11 protein-coding genes are annotated in these 14905 nt (G+C 67.7%); 5 read left to right on the top strand and 6 right to left on the bottom strand.

Annotation, left to right across the window (positions count from 1 at the left end; translation table 11 throughout):
- The first annotated feature begins 116 nt into the window (after window positions 1–116).
- From BLW48_RS17490 to BLW48_RS17480, 4 genes are read left to right on the top strand one after another with little or no spacing between them, the layout of a single operon-like run.
- Window positions 117–578, top strand: a complete 462-nt coding sequence (locus BLW48_RS17490; RefSeq protein WP_093052388.1) for a hypothetical protein — start codon at window positions 117–119, stop codon at window positions 576–578.
- Window positions 578–1483: a DUF2145 domain-containing protein gene (locus tag BLW48_RS17485; protein ID WP_093176827.1), complete on the top strand. Its 906-nt coding sequence runs from the start codon at window positions 578–580 to the stop codon at window positions 1481–1483. The genes BLW48_RS17490 and BLW48_RS17485 overlap by 1 nt, the downstream gene beginning before the upstream one ends.
- A gap of 25 nt (window positions 1484–1508) precedes the next feature.
- Window positions 1509–1667: a hypothetical protein gene (locus BLW48_RS35415; RefSeq protein ID WP_177142352.1), complete on the top strand. Its 159-nt coding sequence runs from the start codon at window positions 1509–1511 to the stop codon at window positions 1665–1667.
- Complete coding sequence (locus BLW48_RS17480; protein WP_093176603.1) at window positions 1664–2338, top strand: response regulator transcription factor; 675 nt, start codon at window positions 1664–1666, stop codon at window positions 2336–2338. Before BLW48_RS35415 ends, BLW48_RS17480 begins: the two co-directional genes overlap by 4 nt.
- A gap of 19 nt (window positions 2339–2357) precedes the next feature.
- On the opposite strand, the gene BLW48_RS17475 is transcribed toward BLW48_RS17480, so the two are convergent.
- Window positions 2358–3137 carry an IclR family transcriptional regulator gene (locus BLW48_RS17475; protein ID WP_093078044.1) on the bottom strand — a complete coding sequence of 260 codons (780 nt, stop codon included), beginning with the start codon at window positions 3135–3137 and terminating at the stop codon, window positions 2358–2360.
- Window positions 3138–3303: 166 nt separating this feature from the next.
- Window positions 3304–4305, bottom strand: a complete 1002-nt coding sequence (gene dusA, locus BLW48_RS17470; protein ID WP_093176601.1) for a tRNA dihydrouridine(20/20a) synthase DusA — start codon at window positions 4303–4305, stop codon at window positions 3304–3306.
- Between the two features lie 129 nt (window positions 4306–4434).
- Here dusA and BLW48_RS17465 point away from each other — a divergent pair, with 129 nt between their 5' ends.
- On the top strand, window positions 4435–4986 hold the full coding sequence (locus BLW48_RS17465) for a hypothetical protein (RefSeq protein ID WP_256330800.1): 552 nt from the start codon (window positions 4435–4437) through the stop codon (window positions 4984–4986).
- On the opposite strand, the gene BLW48_RS17460 is transcribed toward BLW48_RS17465, so the two are convergent.
- The 4 genes from BLW48_RS17460 to BLW48_RS17445 are packed head-to-tail and all read right to left on the bottom strand — an operon-like array spanning window position 4958 to window position 14874.
- Entirely contained in the window at window positions 4958–10117 is a 5160-nt protein-coding gene (locus BLW48_RS17460) for a malto-oligosyltrehalose synthase (RefSeq protein ID WP_093176600.1), read from the bottom strand. The two genes, BLW48_RS17465 and BLW48_RS17460, sit on opposite strands and share 29 nt — an antisense overlap.
- Window positions 10107–11945, bottom strand: coding sequence for a malto-oligosyltrehalose trehalohydrolase (treZ, locus tag BLW48_RS17455; protein WP_093176598.1), 1839 nt, complete (start codon window positions 11943–11945; stop codon window positions 10107–10109). The genes BLW48_RS17460 and treZ overlap by 11 nt, the downstream gene beginning before the upstream one ends.
- Window positions 11942–14104 (bottom strand): glycogen debranching protein GlgX, encoded by a 2163-nt coding sequence (glgX, locus tag BLW48_RS17450; protein WP_093176597.1) that lies wholly within the window; start codon window positions 14102–14104, stop codon window positions 11942–11944. The genes treZ and glgX overlap by 4 nt, the downstream gene beginning before the upstream one ends.
- Window positions 14105–14124: 20 nt before the next feature.
- A complete protein-coding gene (locus BLW48_RS17445; protein ID WP_093080446.1) occupies window positions 14125–14874 on the bottom strand; it encodes a mechanosensitive ion channel family protein in 750 nt (249 codons plus the stop codon).
- Between the last annotated feature and the right edge of the window lie 31 nt (window positions 14875–14905).

The raw sequence follows: 14905 nt of genomic DNA, 5'->3' as shown, positions 1-14905 counted from the left end.
ACGGCTGCGCAGGGCCTGCATCAAGTTGCAGTGCGCCTTCGCGCGGGCCCGCCGGTCCAGGCTCGGCATCTTCCACGCGAAATGACTTCCTCCCTCACACACAGCCGGAGCATTCCATGACCTTCCTTCATTTCTTCCGCCTCGCGGGTATCACAGCCGTACTCGCCACGGCCTTCAATGCACAGGCCGACAGCTTCACGTCGTCCGTGGCCTCCAGCGCCGGCTCCGCATCGAGCGGCAGCGTGTCGGCATCGCTGCGCGGTTCGAGCAAGAGTTCGTTCGACGGCGACAAGGTGGCCGAAGGCGACTACCGCATCACCGAAGTCGCGCAAGCCACCGGTCGCGAGGGCTTCACGCGCGTCGCGATGCAGAGCGACAGCGACGCGCAGCAGCGCATCGTGCTCGAACTGCCGCAAGCCACTTTCGCGAAGGAGCGCCTGGGCCTCGGCGACCTCGTGCACGCGCAACAGCGCACCTACGGCACCGCCTTCGCACGTGGCGACACGCGCGAGGCGTTCTACCTCGTGCTCGCCGACGACTGGTACGGGGGGCTCGCCGCGCGCCCCGTGAGCCTTTGATCGTCGCCCGCCGTCTGTTGCTGCTGGGGCTCTCGGCTCTCCTCGCCTTGGCGGGTGGCGTTGTGCACGCGGCGTCGTCGCAGTTCTGCGATCGCGCGAAACCGCTCACCGCAAGCCAGCAGGATCGCCTGCTGCGCTTCACCGCCGTCGTGCAGGAAGCGCTTTCGAACACAGGCAGCGACGCCGTGCTGATCAGCCGCTCCGGACTCGATCTCTCGCGCTTTCGCATCCGCTACTCCCACGCCGCCATCGCCTGGAAAGCCGCGGACGGCACATGGTCCGCGCGGCAGCTGTACTACGCCTGCGACGAAGGACACCCGCGCCTCTACGACCAGGGCCTGACCGGCTTCGTCATGGGCATCGACGACTCCGCGCTGGGCTACGTCTCCATCGTGGCCCTGCCCTCCGAAGCGGCACAGGCGCTGCGCAGCGCGGCGCTCGACACGCCGCGCGCCCTGCATCTGCTGGCTGCGCGCTACAGCGCCAATGCCTATCCGTTCAGCCTGCGCTACCAGAACTGCAACCAGTGGGTAATGGAACTGTTAGCCGTGGCGTGGGGCGAGTTGCCCGACGGAGACGACCTGCGCGAGCGCGCCCAGCAATGGTTGCGCGAGGCGCCCTACAAGCCCGAGCCGGTCGATGTCGGCTCGCATGCGCTCGTCTTCGCGTCGAGCTTCGTGCCGCTGCTGCACCTGGACGACCACCCGCAGGACGACATCTATGCGCTGAAGCTGCGCGTCAGCCTGCCCTCGACCGTGGAAGCCTTCGTGCGCGAACAGCGCCCCGGGAGCGAACGCATCGAGCTGTGCCACGACAGCAGGCAGGTCGTGGTGCACCGCGGCTGGGACCCCCTCTTCGACGGCTGCCAGCCCACCGGCGGCGATCGCGTCGTCCTTCTCGACTGAAACACTCAAGGGCAAACGACAGCAAATGAAGTACCTCTCCAGCTTTGCAGTTGCCCACGCCGCGGTGCTCGCGATGGTGGTCGGCGTCTTTCTGATGGACGGTTGCGCGCACAGGCAACCCGACATGCCCCCGAATGCTCCAGCCGCGCTGGCTTCGACACCGGCAAAGGGCTCCACCCCATGAACGTCCTGCTTCTCAGATCCGGAAACGGAACGCGCGACGAACTTGGCGGCGTGCTCGGACGATGTGGCCTGGCAGTCGACGTGATCGACTCCCGCGATGCCGACGCGTGGCTCTTCACAGGCAAGCCGTACGCACTGATTCTTCTCGATGCCGCGCAACCGGCCGCCGCGCACGTGGCGATACGCTCCATTCGCCGCAGCAGCAGTGCCCCGCTGCTGGTGCTGACGCAACGAGACCAGGTGGCCGACCGTCTCGAAGGACTGGCGCAGGGCGCGACCGAGTACCTGGTCAAGCCTTGTGCGCCCGCCGATCTCGTGGCGCGAGCCTGGGCGCTGGCGTCAGGCGGTCATGGTCCGGAGGCGGCCGTCCTGCGGCTGGCGGACCTGGCCATCGATCGCGCGAGCGGCAAGGCGTTTCGTCAAGGCGTGGATCTCGGCCTCAGTGCCACGCTGTTCGAGCTTCTGGACGCGCTGATGGCACGCAGAGGCCAGGTGCTGTCGCGCGCCGACCTGATCAAGGCCGCGTGGGGATCAAGCACCGGCGAGCGGGACAACATGGTCACGGTCGGCATCCTCAGGCTTCGCCAGAAACTGGACGATCCGTTCGACCTGAAGCTGCTCCATACCGTACGCGGCGAGGGTTACGTGCTGGCTCTGCGCAACGACCACTAGGGCCGGACGGCCCCCAGTTCTAGGTCGACGTACCGGTTTCCCCGACGAGACGCTGCGCCGTCTCCAGCAGCAGCGGCGCGATGCGCACAACCATCGTGTCCTTGGGCAGAAGATAGGCGGGGCCGCCGCAACTCACGGAGTAGCGCTCGCCGCGCGGGCCCTCCAGTGCGAAGCCGATGGCGTGGATGTGCGGATTCCATTCGCCAAAAGAGCCGCAGTAGCCCAGCCGGTCGTACTCGTCGAGGCTGGCCATCAGGCCAGCCTCGATGGCGCTCCAGCTTTCCCCGCTTTCGGTCCGGATCTGCTCCAGCAGTTCGGCTTTTTCCGGCGCGGGCAGCGCCGCCAGGTAGGCGCGCCCGGCGGCCGAAGTGGCGATGGCCATGCGCGTGCCCACCTCGATGCGCGAGCTGATGACCACGGAACGCGGCCGCAGCGAATCGATGACGAGCATGTCGAGCTCGTCGCGCACGCCCATGTGCACGCTCACGCCGGCCGACTCCGACAGCGCCGCCAAGTGCGGCCGCGCCACCGTCCGCAGGTCGAAATGGCGCAGGTAGCGGCTGCTCATGTCCAGCAGCGCCGGGCCGAGGCTGAAGCGCTCGCTGTCCTGCGACTGTCGCAAATACCCCGCACTCACCAGCGTGGCGGTGAGCCGCGACACCGTGGCCTTGGGGATGCCCGTGGTGTCTGCCAGTTCGCGATTGCCTATCGGTGCCGATGCCATGCCGATGACCCTGAGGAGAGCCAGACCCCTGGCGAGCGCACTTACTTCTTCTTTGCCGCCAATCGCGTCATTCATGTATCCAAACCTTTTTATGTCCCTGATGCTCCTCATTTTTCAGCAAAAAACGGTTGACGCGCCACTTATCGTGAAGTAGCGTTTTTTGGAACAACGTTTCAACTGAAAAATTGCGGGCCGTGACAGGCCCGCTCCCCGGGAGAAAAGCGCTCGATGCGCCTCGGGCTCAGGCGGCTTGCGCGACAGGCTCGCGCGCCATCGCCATCACCTCGTGCGCAGGCAGCGTCTTGAGCCGGTGATCGCTCCAGACCTGGCGCCAGCGGCGCGCGCCCGGCAGGCCGTTGCGCAGGCCCAGCATGTGCCGCGCGATCGACCACCACTGCGTGCCGTGCTCGGCCGCCTCGCGGGCCATGTAGTCGCACATCAGCGACTCGACCTCTTCGCGCGTCAGGGGCTGTGCCTCGGCACCGAAGAACTCGGCGTCCCATTCGGCCAGCCACCAGGGGTTGTGATACGCCTCGCGCCCGACCATCACGCCGTCGAGCAGACGCAGGTGTTCATGCACCTGTGCATTGACCGAAATGCCGCCGTTGATGGAAAAGCACAGCGCCGGAAACTCGTGCTTCAGCCGGTGCACCAGTTCGTAGCGCAGCGGCGGAATCTCGCGGTTCTGCTTCGGGCTCAGGCCCTGCAGCCACGCATTGCGCGCATGCACGATGAAAGTCTGGCAGCCAGCCTCACTCACCTGGCCGACGAAGTCGCGCACGAATTCGTAGCTCTCGATCTTGTCGATGCCGATGCGGTGCTTGACCGTGACGGGCACGCTCACCACGTCGACCATCGCTTTCACGCAGTCGGCCACCAGCTGCGGCTCGTTCATCAGGCAGGCACCGAACGCGCCGCGCTGCACGCGCTCGCTCGGGCAACCGCAATTGAGGTTGATCTCGTCGTAGCCCCACTCTTCGCCGAGCTTTGCGCAATGTGCAAGGTCGGCCGGCTCGCTGCCGCCGAGCTGCAGTGCCACCGGATGCTCTTCAGCGTTGAAGCGCAGGTGACGGGGCACGTCGCCATGCACCAGCGCGCCGGTCGTCACCATCTCGGTGTAGAGCAGCGCGTGGCGCGACAGCAGACGATGGAAGTACCGGCAATGGCGGTCCGTCCAATCCATCATCGGGGCAACCGATATGGTTTTCTCTTTTAAATTCAATGGCTTAGCGTTGTCACTCATACACTTGGAACCCCGCCAACCGTTCGAAGACCAGGGATCCGACCTCGCTCGCCGGTCCTGTCAGCATCTGCACGGGCATCGGCTACATCAAGCCGGTAGTTTCTCACGCGGCAACGATTCAGGGGATTCGTGCGCAATGTCTCCGACGCGCAAGCTCCGGTCGTGCCTGGCCACTACCGGCCGGTGGACCGGCCGCTGACAAACATCGAGCAGCTGGCCGAGCACCATGGTGTCGCGCACCTCGTGCTGCTGCAATCCAGCGTCTACGACTACGACAACACGGTGATGCTCGAAGCCCTGCGTCAGGGCAACGGCCGGCATCGGGGCGTGGCAGTGCTGGAGTCCGGCACGACCGACGCGCAATGGCATCGATGCATTCCCGCGGCGTGCGAGGCGTGCGATTCAACCTTGTATCGCCGGTTGGCAATGACCGGGACATCGACGCGCACTTTCATGCACTCGCCTCCGCGCATCCAGCCGTGGGATGGCATGTGCAGTGGTACGCGCGGCCGGAGCATTGGTCCCGGATCACAGACCTGGGGCTCCGACTGGCCGCACACGAGCTTCGCGCCTGACGCCTTGCCGGACTATGCGAGCGTCTGGGAGCCGGTCGCTCGTGTCATCGACGCCGCGCAGCAGGTGCAGATCATGCTCATTTCTCCCGAGGCGCTGTACCGCTGAAGACGGCCCAGGGCATCCATCGCAGTGCGTCGTCCAGGCGAATAGCCCCCTCCCCGACCGACAGCGACTCTCCAGTCAGCAGGTTCTCGAGCATCACCGCGCCAACGCCTTCGGGAAGACACACCGTCGTGCCCTTCCATCTCGTCGCCTCAGGATGCGCCGGAATCGCAACCTCATCCGCGCCGCGGCGCGAGAGATCGACGAACAACCGCCCCGCCACAACCACGAGCACCTGGTCGTCATGCCTGCGCGCAAAGGCCACGACGTGCCTCGACAGCGGCCCCTCGACCGCCAGCGGCTCGTAGCTTCCTTCGCTGAACAGCAAAGGCTGCTCCCGCCGCAACGACAGCAGGCGCCAGATGAACCAGAGCTTGGCGCGGCCGTCATGCGGCGCCTCGACCATCGAACGCACCCGCGCTGCCAGGCCATCCCCTTCCTGGCCAACCATTGCCCGCAGTGCGGCCAGCCGCCGCTGGCGCAGGGCGTAGTCCACCGGGCGCCGGTTGTCCGGATCGACCAGGCTCAGCTCGATGAGCTCGCTGCCCTGGTAGAGATCGGGCACACCGGGCGAGCTGTATTTCAGCAGCGTGAGCGTGAGGCTGTTCCATGCGCCGAACCATGACAGCGTGTCCGCCAGCCGCTGGATGTCCGCAAGGCACGCGCCCTTTTCCGGATCGGCCAGCAGCTCGCGCACGAAACGCTCGAGCGCGGCCTCGTAGTCCGCATCGGGCTGGGACCATCGCGTGCGCAGCTTGGCCTCGCGGGCGGCCTTCTGCGTGTATTGCCAGATGCGGTCGCTGTAGCCCGGCGCGGTGCCGGCGTCGAACCCACCCAGAGGCAGGGTGCCGAGCAGCGTCTGGTAGAGCAGGTATTCGTCGGCACGCGACGGCGCCTCGCCGCCGGCCAGCTTCTTCCGCGTGCCGCGGCACAGGCCATGCCAGCGCGTCAGCGCCAGCACCCACTCGTTGGGCATTTCGGACAGCACGTCGATCCGGTTGCGAACGTCTTCCGACCGCTTGTTGTCGTGCGTCGAAGTCGCCAGCATGGTGTGGGGCCAGCGCAGCGCGCGGTCGGCGCTCGCCGCGTGGAATGCGTCGACCTCGATGCCGAACAGGTCCGGCTCGCCACCCACCTCGTTGAGCGAGCTGAGCGGAAAGTAGCGGTAGAAAGCCGTGTCTTCCACGCCCTTCGCCGCCACCGGCGCGCTGAACTGCTGGAAGCGCAATGCGAAGCGGCGCACCCGTTCGCCCAGCGCCGGCGAAGCGGAGGCAACCGCCTCCCCCCGCAGCGCACACCGCACGAAATCGAAGATCGACCGGTCGGCATCCCCGCTCTGCCGGGCGGCTTCGTCGACGGCCTCGTCGATGAAGCGCCCGTCCTGTTCCGACGGCCGTTCGACGATATAGGTCCGGTAGACCGGCATGCACGCACCGACATCCGCCAGCGCGCGGCGCAGCGCATTGAGCGTGTAGTCGCGCGTGCTGCGGTGGGCCCTTGCGATGCGCAGCAGTTCGGTCGACAGCACGTTCAGCTCCGACGCGAGCGCATTGCGCATCACCTCGCGCCGGCCGGCACGCGACACCGAGGCGAAGTCTTCCATCTCGCCGGTGAAGCGTTGCCACGCGTGCACCACGCTCGCCTCTGCCGCGGTGTCGACCAGCACGCCGTTTGCCACGTTCGCAAAGCGATAGCCGGTGGTGCCGTGCACATGCCAGCTCTCGGGCACTTCCTCGTGCGCGCCGGCGATCTTCTCGGCCACCACGTACAGGGGCCGCGCGGGCCGCCCCTGCGCGTCGTGCGTGGGCAGCACCAGTCCGGCGCGTCGCGCATAGCCTTCCTGCAGCTTGCGGAAGTACTCGGCCGGGTCGTAGAGCCCGTCGGGGTGGTCGATGCGCAGGCCGTCCACCACGCCGGATGCGGCAAGGTCCAGCGCAAAAGACTGCGTGGCCTCGAACACCTCCTCGCGCTCCATGCGCACGGCCGCGAGATCGTTGATGTCGAAGAAGCGCCGGTAGTTGATCTCGTCCGCCGCCACCCGCCAGTGCGCGAGCCGGTACGCCTGCAACTCGATGAGCTTGTGCAGTGCGTCGCGCGCTTCCGGCAACGCGAGGTTCAGTTCTGCCACCGACGCCACGAGCGCCTGCGCCACCGCGGGGTGGCGCTGCGCAAGCCGCGCCAGCCGGGCCTTGAGCAATTCCTTGTCGCGCACGCGTTCTGCCTGTTCTTGCGCAGAGGCCGTGCCGCGCCCCGGCAGATGACCGAAAGCCGTCGACAAACTCGCCAGCCGCCCCGACGCCGCTGCATCGCCCAGCCGCGCCAGCGCCCGTTCGAGCACCATGGGATAGCTCTCGGGCGCCAGCGGAAACCGGTGGTCGTAGTAGCCGATGGCAAAGCTGCCGCTCGCGTCCTCGAAGCGCAGGATCAGTTCGCCGTTCTCCAGCGCCTCGCCGTAGTGCACGCCCAGCACGGGCAGCAGCACCTTGCCGGTCAGCTCGACGTTGAGTGGCTGCCAGTCGATGTCGAAGTGCTGCGCGAACAGCGACGCGGGTCCGTTCTCCAGCACGTCCATCCACCACGCGTTGTCGGCGCCGAACACGCCCATGTGGTTGGGCACCATGTCCAGCAGCTGCCCGAGGCCGTTGGCCTTCAGCGCCGCGACGAAGCGCGCAAAGCCTTCCTCGCCACCGAGTTCGGGGTTGATCTCCGCATGCGCCACCACGTCGTAGCCGTGCATGCTGCCCGCGCGGGCGCGCTGGATCGGCGAGCAGTACACATGGCTCACGCCGAGCTTCGCGAGATACGGCAGCACACGGATCGCGTCGTCGAAGCCGAAGTCCTTGTGGAACTGCAGCCGGTAGGTGGCGCGAGGCACGCGAGTCGTCAGACCCGGCGATGCACTCCGCCCGGCCGATTCCACCTGGCGCGGCCGCGCCGCACGCAGGGCCTCGCCCAGCCCGCGCATGCGCTCGCCGCCGGCCAGCGCCGCCACCGGCTCGGGCAGCTTGCGCCGCCAGTTCGGATGCTCGTCCACCGTGCCGGGCATGTTGGCCTGCGCCACCACGCCCGCCACGTCCTCCAGCTGCACCATCATCAGCGCCGACGGCGCAGCCGCCAGAAAGGCGTGTGCCGCTTCCACGATGCGCGCGGACGGCATCGCGAGCCCGGCCGCCTGCGCCACTTCCTCGCGCGACACCAGGCCCGCCTGCTGCAAGGCCTGCATCAACTCGATGCGCTCCTGCGCCCGGTCCATCAGCTGCTTGTCGAAGATCGACGGATCGGGAAACAGGCCCAGTGCGAGCCGCTCGCGCAGGTCGTCGGCCGTCCACCAGCCAGCGAAGGTCGCGAGGTCGTGCGTGCTGATCGCGACCAGGGCAGCCGGTGGATAGGCCGCGGGCTGCGTGAAACGGCCGTCGCGCTGCTTCTCGAAGTACAGCAGCCGGTAAGACAGCACGTCGGCCTGCGCCAGCGCATCGCGCACCGCATCTTCGACCGTGCCGAGATCCTCGCCCACGACCATGCAGCGATGGCGGTGGCTCTCGATCGCCACGATGGCGAGCATCTCGTCGAGCGGGTAGTAGACGTACGCACCCTCGCGCGCACCGCGGCCCTGCGGAATCCAGAACAGGCGCATCAGGCCCATCACGTGGTCGATGCGCAGCGCACCGGCGCCGCGCATGCCCGCGCGCAGCGTTTCGATGAAGAAGCGATAGCCATCGGTGCGCAGGCGGTCAGGGCGCAGCGGCGGCAGGCCCCAGCCTTGCCCGGCGGGGTTGAACTCGTCCGGCGGCGCGCCAACGCTGGCGCCTTCCGCAAACACCTGCTGCGCGCCCCAGGTGTCGGAGCCGGCGCGGTCGACCGACACCGCGAGGTCCACGTACAGGCCCACACCCATGCCGAGCGCATCGCAGCGCGCGGCCGCCCGTGCCAGTTGCCGGGTAGCCAGCCACTGGAGGTACTGGTGGAACTGCACGCGCTGCGCGTGCGCCACGGCGAATGCGGTCACCTCGGCGGAATCCGGATTCCTGTAGGCGACCGGCCATGCATGCCAGTCCCACGCGCCGCCTTCTGTTGCAAGAAAGTGCGCCTGCAGTGCTTCGAAAAGAGCGTGCTGCCGCAACGCTTCGCCGCGCTCCGCGACGAAGGCCAGAAACTCCCTGCCCGTTTCGTCGGGCGCACCCTCCGGAGGCAGGTGCCGCGCGCAGAAGTGGCCGAAGAGCATTTCGAGCACTTCGAACTTCGCCGCAGCCACTCCCGCGTAATCCACCAGCTGCGTTGCACGCAGCGCGGCGAGCCGCGCCTGGAAGTCGGGCGAATGCACCCGCTCGCGGGCCGGGTCGCAGTCTGCAAAGCCATCCACCGCTTCCACGTCGATGTAGAGCACGTTGAGCTGCTGGCGCGACGACGGGCTGTACGGGCTCGCATTCGACGGCGTGCTCGCGAACAGCGCGTGTAGTGGGTTCAGGCCGATGATGTCCGCGCCCTGCGCTGCCATGCGCACGGCGAGTTCTTCCAGATCGCTGAAGTCGCCGATGCCCCAGTTCCGTGGCGAACGCAGGCTGTAGAGCTGCACTGCCGTGCCCCAGACGCGACCGCCATCGCGCACTGCGGGCGGCCGGTAGCAGCGGCCGGGCGTTGCAAGAACCAGCGTCTCGCCACGCAGACCTTCGATGCGCAGCCGGTGGTAGCCCGCTTTGAGCGCCAGCGGCATTTGCAGAACGCGCTCGCACAGCCAGATGCCGTCGATGTCGATACGGCCGGTCTCGGGCAACACCTCGGCATCGGCCTCGCCTTGCAATTCACGCCCCTGCTCGTCACCGAGCTGCCAGCGCAGCCGCCGCCTGGACGCCGGCAGCCGCAACGTCACCGACCACGCAGCGCTGCCGGCCTGCACGACCCGCACCGGCGGCAGCGCCTGCGCCCAGCGCGCGCGGTGTGCGGCCTCCAATGCGCGCCCCGCGTCGGCCGCGCCATCGAGCCGCACGCCGAACTCGGCCAGCAGCGCGATCAAGCTTTCAGCGGAAGCCTCGCGCCGCGCGCCGAAGGCATCGAAATAACCGGTGGCAATACCGAAGTGCGCGCACAGCCGCCCGAGATCGCCCGTCACAGGGCCGTGACCTGCTTCATCCGCCATGCAGCGCTTCCAGCGTCACGCGCACTGCGCCGCGCGCCAGGTGCAACGCGCCTTCGTTATCGGTCGTCGCCCCATCGCTGTAGACCACCTCGCCGGGTGGCGCCGTAGCGCCCCCCACAGGCTGCGCCCCGAAATGAGCGAGCAGATGCAAGCGCGCCGACGCCATGTCCCACTGCACCTGGAGCATGTCGCTCTCGCACCGGTAGACACCCGCGCCCGCCATGCCGGCGAGCCGCGGCACGATCAGGCGATGACGCAGGTCCAGCAGCTGCTGCACCTCGCTGAGCCTCGAAAAATGCGCGCGTGTCCCGCGCTCGCGCCAGCGCAGCTTCGAGGCCAGGAAGGTCGCTTCGTCATTCGGGTCCGGAATGCGCGCGCGAGCGGCTTCGTCCGCGAACATCGCGAATCCGCCGAACTCCGCGCGCCGCCCTTCGGACACCGCCGCTGCAAGCTCCGGCCCGAAGTCGCAAAAATACTGGAAAGGCGTGGAGGCCGCGAACTCGTCGCCCATGAACAGCATCGGCACGTGCGGCGACAGCAGCAGGCAGGCCAGCGCCGCGCGCACCAGCACCGGATCGCCGAGCGCGTGAATGCGCTCGCCGAAGGCGCGGTTGCCGACCTGGTCGTGCGTCTGCAGGAAGGACACGAACGCCTGCGGCGGCAACCGCGTGCTCGGCTCGCCGCGCCGCTCGCCATGCCTGAAAACCGACGGCTGCCCCTGGTAGATGAAGCCCTCGGCCAGCGCGCAAGCGAAGCGACATACCGGGTCGTCGGCATAGTCGGCGTAGTAGCCATCGCGCTCGCCGGTGGCCAGCACGTGCACCGCGTGGTGCAGGTCGTCGTTCCACTGCGCCGTGCCGGCCACGGGCATGCCGCGGCCGTCGCGCATCAGCATCGAGGCCTGGTTGGCGTCGTTCTCCAGCACCAGGTGAACATGGCGCTCGCGGGCCGGCCCGGCATCGAGCGCCTCGCGGATCTCGTTCACGATGTGCGGCCGCGTCTCGTCGTGAATGGCATGAATGGCATCCATGCGCAGGCCGTCGAAGCGAAACTCCTCCACCCAGTAAAGCGCGTTGTGAATGAAAAAGTCGCGCACCGTGCGCGAGCCCGGCCCGTCGAAGTTGATCGCGGCGCCCCACGGCGTCTGGTGTCCGGGGTTGAAGAACTCTGGGCAGTACGCATGCAGGTAGTTGCCTTCCGGCCCGAAGTGGTTGTAGACCACGTCAATCAGCACCATCAGCCCCAGCGAATGCGCCGTGTCGACCAGCGCCTTGAGTTCGTCGGGCGCGCCGTACGAGGCGTCGGGCGCAAACGGCAGCACGCCGTCGTAGCCCCAGTTGCGCTGCCCCGGAAAGTCTGCGAGCGGCATGAGTTCGATGGCGGTGATACCGAGCTCGGCAAGTTCGCCCAGCCGTTCGCGCGCGGCGCTGAAGCTCCCCTCTTCGGTGAAGGTGCCGACATGCAGCTCGTAGACCACCGCTTCTTCCCAGGGGCGGCCGCGCCATGCGCCGTCGGTCCACTCGAAGCGCTGCGGGTCGATGACCACGCTCGGGCCGTGCACGTCCTCGGGGTTGAAGCGCGACGCCGGGTCGGGCACGCGCGTGCCGTCGGGCAGCCGGTAGCGGTAGCTGTCGCCATGCCCCACCCCGGGCACGGCCAGGCGATGCCAGCCCTTGCCGTCGCGCGTCATCGGCTGCGACGAGGTTTCGCCGGCCACCGCGTGGTGTTCGAGCATGACGATTTCCGCCGATGGGGCCCAGAGCGCGAAGTCCGCGCCATCGGCATGCACCGTGGCGCCGAACGGCATGCGATGTGTATGAGCGCTCATGGCCGCACATCCGGCCGGCTCAGCACAACGAGCGAGCGGCATTGCAGGGGATAGCTGGGCTGCGCCCATGCCGGGGCGAGCGCTGCTGCGTCCTCGGTGGCGAGCGGCGGTGTGCTGCTGGCCGTATCGACCAGCAAGCGCCACGCGCCGTGCGGCATCGGCGGCAGCGTGAAGGCGATCTCGTCGTGGTGCGCATTGAGCAGCACGAGAAAGTCGTCGTCGTGCTGCACCTCGCCGCGCGGCCCGCGGTCGGCAATGCCGCCACCGGGGATGTACATCGCAATACAGCGTGCGTTGGCGTCGTTCCAGTCTTCCGGCCGCATCTCCTGGCCGTCGGGCTTGAGCCAGTGAACGTCGGTCACGGTCTCGCCTTCTGCGGGCCTGCCCGCGAAGAAGGTGCGGCGCCGGAACGAAGGATGCGCGCGGCGCAGCGCCACCATGCGCTCGACGAAAGTCGCGAGCGCCAGCCGCTCGGGCGTGGAGGTCCAGTCGATCCAGCCGAGCTCGTTGTCCTGGCAGTAGACGTTGTTGTTGCCCTGCTGCGTGTGGCCGCGCTCGTCGCCCGCCAGCAGCATCGGAACGCCCTGCGACAGCAGCAGCGTGGCCAGCAGGTTGCGCTTCTGGCGCTCGCGCAGGGCCACAACTTCAGGGTCGTCGGTGGGGCCCTCGACGCCGCAGTTCCATGAGACGTTGTGGCTGTTGCCGTCGCGGTTGTCCTCGCCGTTGGCCTCGTTGTGCTTGTCGTTGTAGGAGACCAGGTCGTGCAGCGTGAAACCGTCGTGCGCGGTGATGAAGTTGATGCTGGCGCTGGGCCGCTTGCCCGACCAGCCGTACAGGTCCTCGGAACCGGTGACGCGCTTGGCCACTTCGCCAATGAGCCCGCCGTCGCCTTTCCAGAAGCCGCGCAGGCCGTCGCGGTACTGGTCGTTCCACTCCGCCCAGCCGAGCGGGAAGTTGCCGACCTGATAGCCGCCGTGGCCCAGGTCCCAGGGCTCGGCGATGAGCTTCACGCGGTTGAGCGTGGGGTCCTGGCGGATCGCATCGAAGAAGCCGCCGAGGTTCTCGACCTTGCCGGCCTCGCGTGCCAGCGCCGAGGCCAGGTCGAAGCGGAAGCCGTCGACGTGCATCTCCTCGGCCCAGTAGCGCAGCGAGTCCATCACCAGCTGCAGCGCGTGCGGATGCTCCAGGTTCACGGTGTTGCCGCAGCCCGTGAAGTCGTCGTAGTAGCGGCGGTTCTCGGCGTTGGCGATGTAGTACGAGGCGTTGTCCACGCCGCGCATCGACAGCGTGGGCCCGAGCTGGTTGCCTTCGCAGGTGTGGTTGTAGACCACGTCGAGGATCACCTCGATGCCCGCCGAGTGCAGCGTCTTCACCATGGTCTTGAACTCCTTCACCTTGCCCGAGGCGCTGTAGCGCATCTCGGGAGCAAAGTAGGCCAGCGTGTTGTAGCCCCAGTAGTTCTGCAGGCCCTTCTCGGCCAGGTGCCGGTCGTTGAGGAAGCTGTGCACGGGCAGCAGCTCGACCGTGGTCACGCCCAGGCGCTTGAGGTAGTCGACCACCGGCGCGCAGCCGAGTGCGGCATAGGTGCCGCGCAGCCCGGGCGGCACGTCGGGGTGCGTCATGGTGAAGCCGCGCACATGCATCTCGTAGATCACCATGTCCTGCCACGGCACCGAGGGGCGGCGGTCGTCGCCCCAGGTGAAGGCGGTTTCGAGCACGCGGCCCTTGGGCATCAGCGGTGCGCTGTCGCGGCGGTCGAAGGAGAGGTCTTCGCGCTTGCTGCCCACGGTGTAGCCGTAGAGCGCATCGCCCCAGCGCAGGTCGCCCACCAGGTCCTTGGCGTACGGGTCGACCAGCAGCTTGTGGGCGTTGAAGCGATGCCCCTCCTCGGGCTTGTAGGGCCCATGCACGCGGTAGCCGTAGGCCTGCCCGGGGCGCGCCTCGGGCAGGTAGCAGTGCCATACGCCGTCCGTGCGTTCGCGCATCAGGATGCGCTGCAGCTCCTGGCGGCCGCGCTCGTCGAACAGGCACAGCTCGACCTTGTCCGAGTGCTGCGAGAACAAGGCGAAGTTGACGCCCTCCCCGTCCCAGGTCGCACCACGGGGATAGGGCCGGCCGGGCCACACGGCGCTGATCGTCGGATTGGTTTTTCGTGTCATTCGGGTGCGTTCAGCGGGGTTCAGCGGGGTGGACGGTCGTTGTCGAAACGCGTGGGACTGCTGCTGCCGACGGTGGTCACGCTCGGCGGTGCCTTGGCGTCCTTGATCTGCCGCGGCCACCAGCGCTCGATCTGGGCCTTTGCCCAATCCTTGCCGGCCAGCCCGAATGCCAGGGCCAACGCAAAAACCACGCCCGCCAGAATCACGAGGAAGCTCTCGCGCACGATGTCGCCACCCACCTTGATCTGGTCGAGCGCGATGAGAATCACGAAGGCCATCACCGCGTACTGCGCGACCTTGCCGAAGAGCACCGCGTCCTGCATCTTCACGCCGCGGAAATAGCTGCCCACCGCTTCGCCCACGAAGCGCGCGAAGTAGGAGCCGAAGGCCAGCACCAGCAGTGCCACGAACACGTTCGGCACGAACCATACGATGCGCCCCAGCAGATCGGCGATGTAGCTCAGCCCCATGCCGTTGAAGGCGATGAGCAGCGAAGCCAGGATCACCAGCCAGTACGTCAGGATGCCGAACAGGCTGCTGGTATCCCCCGCCAGCCCGCCCTGGCGCAGGAAGTTGTCGAGCCCGGCGCGTTCGGTGAGCACGTTGAAGTTGATGGCGCGCAGCGCCTTCGTCACCGCGAAGCGGGCCGCCTTGGCGACCAGCCAGCCGACGAATACCACCACCAGCCCAATCAGCAGGCGCGGAATGAAGGCGCCGACCTGGTAGAGGATGGCGCGCAGCGGCTCCAGGTGAATGCCGAAATTTTCCATGGTGTGTCTTCCGGTGAAGGGGTGGCGTCAG

The sequence above is a fragment of the Variovorax sp. YR266 genome, from assembly GCF_900107295.1.
Taxonomy (GTDB): domain Bacteria; phylum Pseudomonadota; class Gammaproteobacteria; order Burkholderiales; family Burkholderiaceae_C; genus Variovorax.
This window is presented reverse-complemented; position numbering and strand designations above follow the sequence as displayed.

Coding starts and splice junctions, on each gene's coding strand:
- BLW48_RS17490 (WP_093052388.1), top strand. CDS start 117: ATGACCTTCCTTCATTTCTTCCGCCTCGCGGGTATCACAGCCGTACTC.
- BLW48_RS35415 (WP_177142352.1), top strand. CDS start 1,509: ATGAAGTACCTCTCCAGCTTTGCAGTTGCCCACGCCGCGGTGCTCGCG.
- BLW48_RS17480 (WP_093176603.1), top strand. CDS start 1,664: ATGAACGTCCTGCTTCTCAGATCCGGAAACGGAACGCGCGACGAACTT.
- BLW48_RS17475 (WP_093078044.1), bottom strand. CDS start 3,137: ATGAATGACGCGATTGGCGGCAAAGAAGAAGTAAGTGCGCTCGCCAGG.
- dusA (WP_093176601.1), bottom strand. CDS start 4,305: ATGAGTGACAACGCTAAGCCATTGAATTTAAAAGAGAAAACCATATCG.
- BLW48_RS17460 (WP_093176600.1), bottom strand. CDS start 10,117: ATGGCGGATGAAGCAGGTCACGGCCCTGTGACGGGCGATCTCGGGCGG.
- treZ (WP_093176598.1), bottom strand. CDS start 11,945: ATGAGCGCTCATACACATCGCATGCCGTTCGGCGCCACGGTGCATGCC.
- glgX (WP_093176597.1), bottom strand. CDS start 14,104: ATGACACGAAAAACCAATCCGACGATCAGCGCCGTGTGGCCCGGCCGG.
- BLW48_RS17445 (WP_093080446.1), bottom strand. CDS start 14,874: ATGGAAAATTTCGGCATTCACCTGGAGCCGCTGCGCGCCATCCTCTAC.